The following is a 12,176-nucleotide window of genomic DNA, read 5'->3' on the forward strand; positions in this document are numbered from 1 at the left end:
GGCTAGGAGACGGAGCTAGATAATATATATAAAGGCATCTCAGCTTTTGAGATTGCTGACGGTTATGTAAAGGAAAAGAGTAGGTGCACCTATTCTTTTCCTTCAATCATGAGCAAGAATATCTTGCAACGTAGATTAGGAAGAGGATTCTTACTAATCGTGCCAACTTCCGGAAAAAAGGTGGTGAAAACCTGTGGCATCTTTACGCGATATAAAAGCGAAGATTAACTCGACAAAGAAAACGAGTCAAATTACGAAAGCGATGGAGATGGTATCTGCATCTAAGTTAAACCGTGCAGAGCAAAATGCTAAATCTTTCGTTCCGTATATGGAAAAGATTCAAGAAGTAGTAGCGAGCATTGCGCAAGGAAGTAAAGGGATTAATCATCCAATGCTAAATGCGCGTCCTGTAAAGCGTACAGGATACATCGTTATTACGTCTGATCGCGGACTAGCAGGTGGTTATAACAGTAACGTATTACGTACAGTAAGTAACGTAATTCGTGAACGTCATAATATGGATTCAAACCAATATTCAATTATTGTGCTTGGACGACTAGGACGTGATTATTTAAAACGTCGCGGCTTTAACATCATTGATGAAGTAGTTGGATTATCTGACCACCCATCATTTATTGATATTAAAGATCTTGCTTCTCGAGCAATTGCGATGTTCGCAGATGGTGCTTATGATGAGCTGTACATTTACTACAACCATTATGTAAGTAAAATTTCACAAGAAGTAACGGAGAATAAAATTTTACCGCTTACGGATGTGGCGTCTGACAAACCGACGACAGCTTATGAATTCGAACCTTCTGAAGAAGAAATTTTAAAAGTATTATTGCCACAATACGCAGAAAGCTTAGTGTACGGTGCATTACTAGACGGTAAAGCAAGTGAGCACGCAGCGCGTATGACAGCAATGAAGAGTGCTACAGACAACGCAATGGAAGTTATCGATTCACTTACACTTTCATTCAACCGTGCGCGTCAAGCAGCGATTACGCAAGAAATTACGGAAATCGTTGGTGGAGTAGCAGCGTTAGAATAGTAATAAAAAGTGGAAGCGGCTCGTCCAGAACAAGAGGGCATTGGAGCTCCTGACGAAGAGGCGCTTTTGGCCTCGCAGGAAGGCGCGAAATGACCGACTGTTCTAGCCGCTGGAACTAGATTCAATAAAAAGCGTAGGTGGCTTGCCCAGAAGGGGAGGGCATTGGAACTCCTGACAAAGAGGCGTTCTTTGCCTCATAGGAAGGGGTGAAATGACCGACCCTTCTAGCCACCGGAGCTAGATTCAATAAAAAGTGGAGGCGGTTCTTTTAGGAGAACCGCGCAAGCTAAACTAATAAAAATTAAAAGCCGACTTCTCTTAGAAAGCTGGCTAATTAAAAGAAAGCTAGGAGGGAACCCGATGAATAAAGGGCGCGTTACGCAAATCATGGGTCCGGTTGTAGACGTTAAGTTTGATGGCGGAAAGCTACCAGAAATCTACAACGCCCTTACGGTAAAACAAAGCAACGAAAACGGAGCAAGCATTAACTTAACATTTGAAGTTGCACTTCATTTAGGTGATGACACAGTTCGTACAGTTGCAATGTCTTCCACAGATGGACTTGTTCGTGGCACAGAAGTAGAAGATACTGGTAAAGCAATCTCTGTACCAGTTGGTGATGTAACACTTGGTCGTGTATTTAACGTATTAGGTGATGCAATTGACTTAGATGGTGAAGTTCCTGCGGATGTACGTCGTGATCCAATTCACCGTCAAGCGCCTGCATTCGAAGAGTTATCTACTAAAGTAGAAATTCTTGAAACTGGTATTAAAGTAGTAGACTTACTTGCTCCTTACATTAAGGGTGGTAAGATCGGTCTATTCGGTGGTGCCGGTGTAGGTAAAACAGTATTAATTCAGGAATTAATTAACAACATCGCACAAGAGCACGGTGGTATCTCTGTATTCGCTGGTGTAGGTGAGCGTACTCGTGAAGGTAACGACTTATACCACGAAATGAGCGATTCTGGCGTAATTAAGAAAACTGCGATGGTATTCGGACAAATGAACGAGCCACCTGGAGCACGTCAACGTGTTGCATTAACGGGTCTAACAATGGCTGAACATTTCCGTGATGAGCAAGGACAAGACGTACTATTGTTCATCGATAACATCTTCCGTTTCACGCAAGCAGGTTCTGAAGTATCTGCCCTTCTTGGTCGTATGCCATCTGCGGTAGGTTACCAACCAACACTTGCAACAGAAATGGGTCAATTACAAGAGCGTATTACATCTACAAATAAAGGATCTATCACGTCTATCCAAGCGGTATACGTACCAGCCGATGACTATACAGATCCAGCACCAGCTACAACGTTCGCTCACTTAGATGCAACAACAAACTTAGAGCGTCGTTTAACACAAATGGGTATTTACCCAGCCGTAGATCCATTAGCATCTACATCTCGTGCACTTTCTCCAGAAATCGTAGGAGAAGAGCATTATGAAGTAGCTCGTAAAGTACAACAAACTTTACAGCGTTATAAAGAGCTTCAAGATATCATCGCTATCCTAGGTATGGATGAGTTATCTGAAGAAGATAAGTTAGTTGTACATCGTGCTCGTCGTATTCAATTCTTCTTATCTCAAAACTTCCACGTAGCTGAGCAGTTTACAGGTCAAAAAGGTTCTTACGTACCTGTAAAAAATACAGTTAGTGGCTTCAAAGAAATTCTAGAAGGAAAATATGATGACCTTCCAGAAGATGCATTCCGTCTTGTTGGTAGCATTGAAGACGTTATTGAAAACGCGAAGAAAATGATGGCGTAAGGCCTTAGGAGGGACGAATTATGAAGACATTTCCAGTCAGTATTGTAACTCCTGATGGACCGGTTTACGAAAAAGAAGTAGAAATGGTGAGCGTAAAAGCAGAGAGTGGGGAAATGGGGATCTTACCAGGTCACATTCCAACTGTTGCACCGTTAAAAATTAGTGCAGTTCGTCTGAAAAATGGTGGGCACACTGATTATGTAGCAGTAAGCGGTGGCTTTATCGAAGTTCGTCCAGATAAAGTAACTATATTATCATCATCTGCTGAAGAAGCAAACCATATCGATATCCATCGTGCAAATGAATCGAAACGTCGCGCTGAGCAACGTATGCAAGATAAACAAGCACATGTTGACTTTAGACGTGCAGAAATGGCCTTACAGCGTGCTGTGAACCGTTTAAACGTTTCCGATATGAAGTAAAAAAATCCGTAAGGGCTCTTGCCTTTACGGATTTTTTGTTATGGATATAAATTAAAAGAGGAAAAAAACGCCTCTCTTTAGGTAGGAGAGAGCATCTAGCCATGCATAGCTGTTCTTTACTTAAATGTCGAAATTGAAACTGAATTTAAGGCATGGGATAAACTAACAAAAATGGTATAATTGTATTGTTATTTGTGTAAGTAGAGAATATACAATGATTTATATTTCATAAAGGAGATGAATAAATGATCGGTGAAATGAAACAAGAAGCATTGTACTCTTTGAAGGGGAAATGGGGACTAGGTGTTGGATCAACGATTTTACATATTATTTTAAGTTATGTTGTTTCAATGGCTGCAATGTTTATACTTTTAATTCCAGGAATTATTATATTTTTCTTATTTGTTGGTTTAGCAGGCTCACTTGAAGAGGAAACAATATCAGTCGGGGCAGGTATTACATTTGGAGTTTTTTATTGCATAATGATTATTTTGAGTAATGCATCTTATGGTATTACATCATACGGTTATACGAATGTGTTGCTACAAATTAGTAAACGAGAAGATGCTAGAGTAGATTATTTATTTGAAGGATTTCGTGGCTTTAAAAGAATGATGAAAACAATGTGGGCTATGCTTGCGATTTTATTATATACAGGTACGTGGATTCCGATGTTGTTACTAGCTGTATTCGCGTTTTTTGGTGAGGAAGGGAATGTATCGTTAACAATTGCTTTCTTTGTACTATTAGCTATTTCGATTGTTGTAATGATTGTGATGTATTTTTCTTATGCGATGACGTATTATGTGATGATTGAAAATCCAGAATATAGTGTGTCACAGGCGATGAAAGAAAGTAAGAATCTTATGAAGGGACATAAGTTAGATTTATTTCTTTTATGGCTTAGTTTTATAGGATGGGCTATTTTAGCGATTCTTACTCTTGGAATAGGGTTTCTTTGGCTTAGTCCATATGTAGGTACAACGACAGCACATTTTTATCGCTATATTGCAAAAGGTGAATTGCAGTAGGAACATGCTATACTAATAGAATTGTTACGTATAGGAGGTCAATTATGATTAGTGATTTAAAAGGAGAAGCATTAGATTCATTAGAAGGGAAATGGGGATTAGCTGTCGGAGCTACACTACTCATTTCAATTCTTATCACGACTTTTAGTTTTAGTGTTGAGTGGGGATTTTCTTCAATTTTTGGTTGGCAAGAAACAGGGGGTTCACTTTCAATAAATATTCTTATGTTTTTTGTTACCGGGCCATTAACTTTAGGTGGATATTATCTGGCTTTAAATATCATTCGTGAAAAACAAGCTAGTATCGGTAATGTATTTGTTTGGTTTACAGAGGGGAAAAGATTTCTAAAATCATTTTTAGTATATTTATTAGTGAATCTTTATCTTTTTTTATGGACTTTACTTTTCATTATTCCAGGCATTATTAAATCGTTTTCTTATGCGATGACGTATTTTATTATAAACGATCATCCTGAGTATTCATTAAACCAAGCCATTACAGAAAGCCGTCGTATGATGGATGGGCATAAAATGGATTATTTCATTTTATGTTTAAGTTTTATTGGTTGGTTTATATTAAGTTGTATTACATTAGGGATTGGGTTTTTATGGTTGATTCCATATTTTTATACTACGTCAGCAGCTTTTTACAAAGAGATTGCAGAGGAATATTACGAAAAAAGAATTCCGACGCTTTAAAAAACACCCAGTGTGAACTATTGGTTCATACTGGGTGTTTTTTGTAGGAATTTTATAAACTGTTTACTTGTTAGAGGTTTACTGAAATAGTAACCTTGCATGTATTTACAGTTGTTTTTTTGCAAAAACTTAAGCTGTTTTTCTGTTTCAATTCCTTCAGCAACGACAGAGAGATTTAAAGTATTTGCAAGAGAAAGGATAGTGGAAACGATGGCTCTTTCTTCAGGCCGATGATCGGCTAGTTGTGTAAATTCTTTTGGTACTTTTAATGTATCGATAGGGAAAATTGATAAATAAGCAAGAGAAGAGTAACCGGTACCGAAGTCATCAATGGACGTTTGAATACCATATTCTTTTAATTGCTTTAGTCTCGATAATGTTTCTTTTTCATCAATCATCGCAATTCGTTCTGTTAGTTCAAGTGTTACATCTTTCGGGTCAATCTTAACGTCCCTTAGTATTCGTGAAATATTTTCGATTAATTGATTTTGTTGAAATTCTTTCGCTGATAAATTGACACTCATTTTTAAGTTTGTATATCCAAAACTTTGCCATATTTTTAGTTGACGACAAGATTCTCGTAGCACCCAATGTCCAAGTGGGATGACCTGCGGAGTCTCTTCCACAATTGGAATGAACTCACATGGCGAAATATCACCTAATAGTGGATGTTTCCAACGTATTAATGCTTCAGCACCGATAATTTTATTTGTTGTCGTATCAATTTGTGGTTGATAGACGAGATAAAATTCGTTGTTTACTAAAGCGAGTGGCAAATCTTTTTCGATTCGAGCTTTTCGTTCCATTTTCTTATATAGTTCTTTCGTGTAAAGAGAGCTACGATTTTTCCCTTTATTTTTTGCTTCGTACATGGCCATATCGGCATGTTGTAAAATAGACAGTGGGTCTTCGCCTGCTTCAGGGTATATGGCAATCCCGATACTCGGTGAGATTCGTAAATGTTGATTTTCGATTTCGAATGGTTCGTTCATAGATAGTACAATCATATCAGCGATTTTTTGTACATCTCTATCTTCTTTATAATCTTCTATAAGAATTGTGAACTCATCCCCAGCTAACCGAGCAAGTTTCATATTTGACGTCGATATTCGTTCTAGTCTTTTTGCTACAGCAATTAAAAGAAGATCTCCTACCCGGTGACCGAGAGTATCGTTAATAACTTTAAAGCGATCTAGGTCTAGAAACATAACAGCAAAAGGTCTTTTTGATATTTTTGCTCGTGCAATTGCTTGTTCTAACTGCTGATGAAATGAACGGCGATTTGCAAGTTCAGTTAAGGTATCGTGATATGCTAGGAAATTAATTTGTTCTTGTTGTTGTTTGCTTTCCGTAATATCTTTAATCATTAAATATGCTCCAGAAATATGCTCCTTTAAAAAGATGGGAACGGTCGTAACATGCAAGTAGTAAATATCTCTATTTTTATGATATGCCCGTATTTCTAAAGAAATAGATTTCCCCTTTTTCACGTGATGAAAGGCATTAATGATTTCTTCCAAATCTTCTTCATACATAAGTGAATAGTATGGTTGGTTTAATAATTCATTCGTTTGATAACCGAGTAAAGTAGTTCCAGCATTGTTCACATTGAGAAAATTACCGTACAAATCTAATGTAAAAATTGGATCTGGGTGATGCTCGTATAAAGATTTAAACATTTGTTGGTTATGATATAACTCATTTTTTTGTTCTACTAAATCTTCTGTACGTAGTTCGATTTGTTTCTCGAGTTCTAAGCTGAATTGCATTTGTGCTAGCAATAATATTTTATTTTGTCTGCGAACTAACGTATGGCGTATGAGAACGAAGGAGAAAGTTACCATAAGCCCAATTACTACAATAGGTGCAAAAACATTTTCGACCAATATAAAAACAATAAGCATCACGACAGAAATATACGGTAATGATAATCGGATTGATTCACCAAATTGAGGCGTTAGTAATACTTGTTCTTGTTTTTCAGGCTCTTTTGTGTGAAGTATACAAGCGATTGCTACCAATACTAAGGTTACTTGATAGAATGGAGCAACTGTGAACATAGAGTGCTCAGGCTGGAAGTATTTTATATAAGCATAAATAGCATCCGTAGTAGCATACAAAATTAAAGCACTGCCAAGAAGAGCGCCAACTTGTTTTGGTAGTAAGAATAATGGTCGGAATAAAAGATTGATTCCTATTAAAAGAAAGAGTAAATCAGCCATTGGATACGTGAGTTGAACAAACATGTCGATATATGATGTTGTAAAAATGTGAATGGTTCTTTCAATAAGCAAATAGTAGCCTAAAGTAAATTGAGCTGTAACAATAATACAAATATCACATATCGTAAAAAGCTGTTCCAATAAGTCTCGGCCATAAATAATTTCATATAGAAAGGCAAATGCAAAGCTAATCAAAAATAATAAGTAAAAAAAGTCTGATGGATCAACGAATGTATAGTAGTCATGCAGAATTAAGCGTTGATAAGCAACTACTATATCACCGATAAAATAAGAGAAGGATCCGATAGTTAATGTTATCCAAAACAAACGTGCTAACCCTTGTTTTATATTTGAAAAATAAAATATATAACTACAAATTGTAATATCAATTAATATGGTACTTATTCCAGTTAATATTTGAAATGGGAGTGCGTACTCATATAAAAAGTGCATTGATACGTAATGAATAGCTATATACAACAATGAAATGCTTATAAGAATACTTACATGTGTTTGTTTTTTCATTTATATCACCCACTGTATATACATAAGAACCACCTTTTTGTAGTTTATGTTTTTTAGGATTGCTTGAAAAACATATAGAATTTCTATATTTATTTTACACATTTATAAGGAGTTGTAAAAATAGATTTGCTCAGTAAGTATTAATTGTTGTTTCTGTTCCCAATATATCGACATAGGAATTTGAAGTTTGCTATAATGAATTAAATAGTTGCATTATTTAGAAAAATTTAAAAATAATAAATAATGCAAGTAAGACATATTGTTTACTATGTGAACTTGTTCTTAATTCAGGGGGGAGGGTTTCACAATGGCAAGTGTATATGAAAATAGTTATATGATCGTTTTGATTTTCTTGCTATTAGGTATATTGTTGCCGGTAGTGGCTCTTACATTAGGGAAAATGCTGCGTCCAAATAAACCGAGCGCAGCGAAAGCGACGACGTATGAGAGTGGAATTGAGCCTTTTCATGATGCAAATATTCGGTTTCATGCTCGTTATTATATTTTCGCTTTATTGTTCGTCATCTTTGATGTAGAAACTTTATTTTTATACCCATGGGCTGTTGCATATGACAAGCTTGGTTTATTTGCACTGATTGAAATGCTCATTTTTGTTGTGATGTTGCTAGTTGGATTAGCGTATGCTTGGAAAAAGAAGGTGTTACAATGGTTATAAATTTTGAGGAATTACATCCACAGGAGCGAGCAGAATTAGAAAGAAATATCTTTTTTTCTACATTGGAACAGTTGAAGGGGTGGGCGCGGAGCAACTCTTTATGGCCGATGACATTTGGACTGGCATGCTGTGCGATTGAAATGATGGGAGTAGGTTCATCACATTACGATTTAGATCGATTTGGGTCATTTTTTCGGACTTCACCAAGACAATCGGATGTCATGATTGTGTCAGGAACGGTAACGAAGAAAATGGCACCTATTGTTCGGCGCTTATATGATCAAATGCCTGAACCAAAGTGGGTAATTGCGATGGGATCTTGTGCAACAGCCGGTGGTCCGTATGTGAATTCATATGCTGTTGTGAAGGGTGTAGATCAAATTGTACCAGTTGATGTGTATATTCCGGGATGTCCTCCGAACCCTGCAGCTTTAATTTATGGAATTAATAAATTAAAAGAAAAAATTCGTTACGAGGCAAGGACCGGGAAGCAGGTGACGAATAAATGAGTGATCCAAATAAAGACTTAGAAAGCATGAAAAGAGAAGCAGCCCGTCATGCGAAAGAGGAAGCGCGAAAACGTCTTGCTGCGAAACATGAGGCGGAAATGTCTAAACTTGAAGGAGAACATCGAGAAAAAGGGAAAGCGCTACCAAAAGATAAGAAGATTAATGTAGAAGAAGCGAAACGTCTTGCAGCAGCAGCCGCCAAAGCAAAAGCAGCGGCGTTAGCGAAGCAGAAGCGAGAAGGCTCAGAAGAAGTAACGGAAGAAGAAAAAGTTAAAGCGAAGGCGAAGGCTGCAGCAGCTGCAAAAGCGAAAGCCGCGGCACTAGCGAAGCAAAAGCGAGAAGGTTCAGAAGAAGTAACGGAAGAGGAAAAAGTCAAAGCGAAGGCGAAAGCTGCAGCAGCCGCCAAAGCAAAAGCAGCGGCATTAGCGAAGCAGAAGCGAGAAGGTTCAGAAGAAGTAACGGACGAAGAAAAAGTTAAAGCGAAGGCCGTAGCAGCTGCCAAAGCAAAAGCGGCTGCATTAGCGAAGCAAAAAGCCTCACAAGGTGATGGGGATTCTGGAGATGAGAAAGCAAAGGCAATTGCAGCCGCGAAAGCGAAAGCCGCAGCAGCGGCAAGGGCAAAGGGAGCTGTAAATAAGATAGAAGATGAACCGCAGCAGGAAGAACCATCAGTTAACCAACCATATTTAAATCGCTATGTGGAGGTTGTTAAGGAGAGGGTAGGAGAATATGCATTAGTAGATTCCTATATTAATAAGCTCTCAAAAGATGTTCCAACGCTTGTGGCGGAGCCTTCGAAATATTATGAAGTGATGGAATTGCTACGATTCCATGAGGGACTTGCTTTTGATTATATGTCAGAGCTACATGCGACAGATTTTGTGACACATATGGAAGTATACGTTCATTTATTTTCATATGGAAAGAAACAGTCAGTAGCAGTGAAGGTAAAGCTGGATAGGGAAGCGCCGCAAGTAAAATCGGTGACGCCGCTTTGGAAAGGCGCAGATTGGCCGGAGCGTGAAGCGTATGATTTGCTCGGTATTGTATTTGAAGGTCATCCTAATTTATCTCGCATTTTAATGCCGGATGATTGGGTAGGGTATCCGCTTAGGAAAGATTACGAACCGTATGATGTGGAGGTGTAGCTTGTGATCCGTACGGAAGAGATGCTCTTAAATGTAGGGCCGCAGCATCCGAGTACACATGGTGTGTTTCGGCTTGTAATTAAGATTGACGGGGAAATTATTAAAGAGGCTACACCGGTTATCGGATATTTGCATCGCGGGACTGAAAAGATCGCTGAGAGCTTGCAGTATACGCAAATTATCCCGTATACAGATCGAATGGACTATTTATCAGCAATGACAAATAATTACGTCCTTTGCCATGCTGTAGAGACGATGATGGGGCTTGAGATTCCAGAGCGTGCTGAATACTTACGGGTGCTTGCGATGGAGCTTGGAAGGGTTGCGAGCCATCTCGTTTGGTGGGGAACGAACCTTCTTGATATAGGAGCGGTTAGTCCATTTCTATATGCGTTTCGTGAACGAGAAATGATTATTAATTTATTAAATGAATTGTGCGGTGCAAGGCTTACTTTCAACTATATGAGAGTCGGCGGTGTGAAGTGGGATGCGCCGGACGGTTGGATTGAAAAGGTGAAAGAGTTTGTTCCGTATATGAGAGAGCAGTTGGAAGGATATCACGACCTTGTTAGCGGAAATGAAATTTTCTTGAATCGTGTAAAAGGCGTTGGTATATATAGCGCGGAAGAGGCGATTTCATATTCTTTAAGCGGCGCAAATTTGCGGTGCACGGGAGTAAACTGGGATCTTCGTAAAGATGAGCCGTATTCTATTTATGATCGTTTTGATTTTGATATCCCTGTTGGGAGCACGGGAGACGCTTGGGACCGCTACGTTTGCCGGATGCAGGAAATTGAGGAGTCATTAAAAATTATTGAGCAAGCAGCCCAGCAGTTCCCAAACGATGGAGCCGTGCTGGCGAAAGTGCCGAAAATTATTAAAGCACCTAAAGGAGAAGCGTTCGTCCGTATAGAGTCACCGCGGGGAGAGATTGGCTGTTATATCGCTAGTGATGGAAAGAAAGAGCCGTACCGTTTGAAATTTCGCAGACCGTCTTTTTATAATTTGCAAATCTTACCGAAGTTATTGAAAGGTGAAAACATCGCCAATTTAATTACGATTTTAGGCGGGGTTGATATTGTACTTGGGGAGGTTGACGGCTAATGATTGAGACGCTCTTACAATCACCTTCAAGCTGGACGAATTTCTTCATTTTTTTCGGATTAGCGGTACTTCTATTATTTGCAGTCCTTGGCTTTGTTACATACGGTATTTTGGCAGAACGGAAAGTGATGGGATTTATGCAAGGGCGGATTGGACCAAACCAAGTCGGGGGCCGGTTCGGTTTATTACAAACGGTAGCTGATGTTTTGAAACTATTATTAAAAGAAGATAGCATTCCGAAAGCTGCTGATAAACCGTTGTTTATATTAGCACCTGTTATTGCATTCGCACCAGCATTTATGGTACTTGCGGTTATACCGTTTACCGATAAATTTCAGTTCGCAGATATTGGCGTAGGATTACTGTATTACATTGCTATTTCTGGGATTACGACGATCGGCGTCGTAACTGGGGGATGGGCATCAAATAATAAATATTCCCTTTTAGGAGGGATGCGTGCGGCGGCACAAATGATTTCTTATGAGATTCCACTTGTGATGAGTGTAATTGGCGTTGTTTTGTTAGCTGGTAGTCTTAACTTGAATGAAATTGTAGCGGCGCAGGAGAAGGTATGGTACATTTTCGCACAGCCAATCGGTTTCGTCATTTTCTTAATCGCGGCAGTTGCAGAGTTAAATAGGACACCGTTTGATTTACCAGAAGCGGAGTCAGAACTTGTTTCAGGATATCATACGGAATACTCAGGGTTTCGCTGGGCGTTTTTCATGCTTTCAGAGTATGTATATTTCTTTGGGATGGCATCTTTAATTACAGTACTCTTTTTAGGCGGATGGAATCCAGTTATGTTCCTTGGATTTATTCCAGGGGCCGTATGGTTTGCTTTGAAATTCAGCAGTGTGGTCTTTCTATTGATTTGGTTCCGCGTTACGTTCCCGCGTATAAGAGGTGACCAGTTAATGGAGTTTGGCTGGAAAGTATTATTACCAATCGCACTTGCAAATATTTTCTTAACGGCATTGATTAAGGAGCTATTCTTCTAATCTATAAAGGGGGTGC

At 38.8% G+C, this 12,176-nt stretch carries 11 protein-coding genes; 10 read left to right on the top strand and 1 reads right to left on the bottom strand.

What is annotated here, in order from left to right:
- The first annotated feature begins 193 nt into the window (after positions 1 to 193).
- From atpG to FT637_RS13595, 5 genes are all read left to right on the top strand, one after another.
- On the top strand, positions 194 to 1,054 hold the full coding sequence (gene atpG / locus FT637_RS13575) for a F0F1 ATP synthase subunit gamma (RefSeq protein ID WP_193646758.1): 861 nt from the start codon (positions 194 to 196) through the stop codon (positions 1,052 to 1,054).
- A gap of 360 nt (positions 1,055 to 1,414) precedes the next feature.
- On the top strand, positions 1,415 to 2,824 hold the full coding sequence (atpD, locus tag FT637_RS13580) for a F0F1 ATP synthase subunit beta (protein WP_193646759.1): 1,410 nt from the start codon (positions 1,415 to 1,417) through the stop codon (positions 2,822 to 2,824).
- 20 nt (positions 2,825 to 2,844) lie between these two features.
- Positions 2,845 to 3,246 (top strand): F0F1 ATP synthase subunit epsilon, encoded by a 402-nt coding sequence (gene atpC, locus FT637_RS13585; protein ID WP_002123795.1) that lies wholly within the window; start codon positions 2,845 to 2,847, stop codon positions 3,244 to 3,246.
- Positions 3,247 to 3,491: 245 nt separating this feature from the next.
- On the top strand, positions 3,492 to 4,277 hold the full coding sequence (locus tag FT637_RS13590) for a DUF975 family protein (protein WP_193646760.1): 786 nt from the start codon (positions 3,492 to 3,494) through the stop codon (positions 4,275 to 4,277).
- Positions 4,278 to 4,321: 44 nt separating this feature from the next.
- Positions 4,322 to 4,975, top strand: a complete 654-nt coding sequence (locus FT637_RS13595; RefSeq protein WP_193646761.1) for a DUF975 family protein — start codon at positions 4,322 to 4,324, stop codon at positions 4,973 to 4,975.
- Between the two features lie 17 nt (positions 4,976 to 4,992).
- Here FT637_RS13595 and FT637_RS13600 read toward each other — a convergent pair whose 3' ends face one another.
- Positions 4,993 to 7,722 carry a putative bifunctional diguanylate cyclase/phosphodiesterase gene (locus tag FT637_RS13600; protein ID WP_193646762.1) on the bottom strand — a complete coding sequence of 910 codons (2,730 nt, stop codon included), beginning with the start codon at positions 7,720 to 7,722 and terminating at the stop codon, positions 4,993 to 4,995.
- Between the two features lie 307 nt (positions 7,723 to 8,029).
- Between FT637_RS13600 and nuoA the strand changes: the two genes are divergently transcribed.
- The 5 genes from nuoA to nuoH are packed head-to-tail and all read left to right on the top strand — an operon-like array spanning position 8,030 to position 12,160.
- Positions 8,030 to 8,398, top strand: coding sequence for an NADH-quinone oxidoreductase subunit NuoA (gene nuoA, locus FT637_RS13605; RefSeq protein ID WP_000179270.1), 369 nt, complete (start codon positions 8,030 to 8,032; stop codon positions 8,396 to 8,398).
- On the top strand, positions 8,389 to 8,907 hold the full coding sequence (nuoB, locus tag FT637_RS13610) for an NADH-quinone oxidoreductase subunit NuoB (RefSeq protein ID WP_002089729.1): 519 nt from the start codon (positions 8,389 to 8,391) through the stop codon (positions 8,905 to 8,907). Before nuoA ends, nuoB begins: the two co-directional genes overlap by 10 nt.
- On the top strand, positions 8,904 to 10,055 hold the full coding sequence (locus FT637_RS13615; protein WP_193646763.1) for an NADH-quinone oxidoreductase subunit C: 1,152 nt from the start codon (positions 8,904 to 8,906) through the stop codon (positions 10,053 to 10,055). The genes nuoB and FT637_RS13615 overlap by 4 nt, the downstream gene beginning before the upstream one ends.
- A gap of 3 nt (positions 10,056 to 10,058) precedes the next feature.
- Complete coding sequence (nuoD, locus tag FT637_RS13620; RefSeq protein WP_193646764.1) at positions 10,059 to 11,159, top strand: NADH-quinone oxidoreductase subunit NuoD; 1,101 nt, start codon at positions 10,059 to 10,061, stop codon at positions 11,157 to 11,159.
- The gene (gene nuoH / locus FT637_RS13625; protein WP_193646765.1) at positions 11,159 to 12,160 is read left to right on the top strand and encodes an NADH-quinone oxidoreductase subunit NuoH; all 1,002 of its coding nucleotides are present in this window, start codon (positions 11,159 to 11,161) and stop codon (positions 12,158 to 12,160) included. Before nuoD ends, nuoH begins: the two co-directional genes overlap by 1 nt.
- Positions 12,161 to 12,176: the final 16 nt, after the last annotated feature.

The sequence above is a fragment of the Bacillus cereus genome (assembly GCF_015071065.1).
Classification (GTDB): Bacteria; Bacillota; Bacilli; order Bacillales; family Bacillaceae_G; genus Bacillus_A; species Bacillus_A cereus_BA.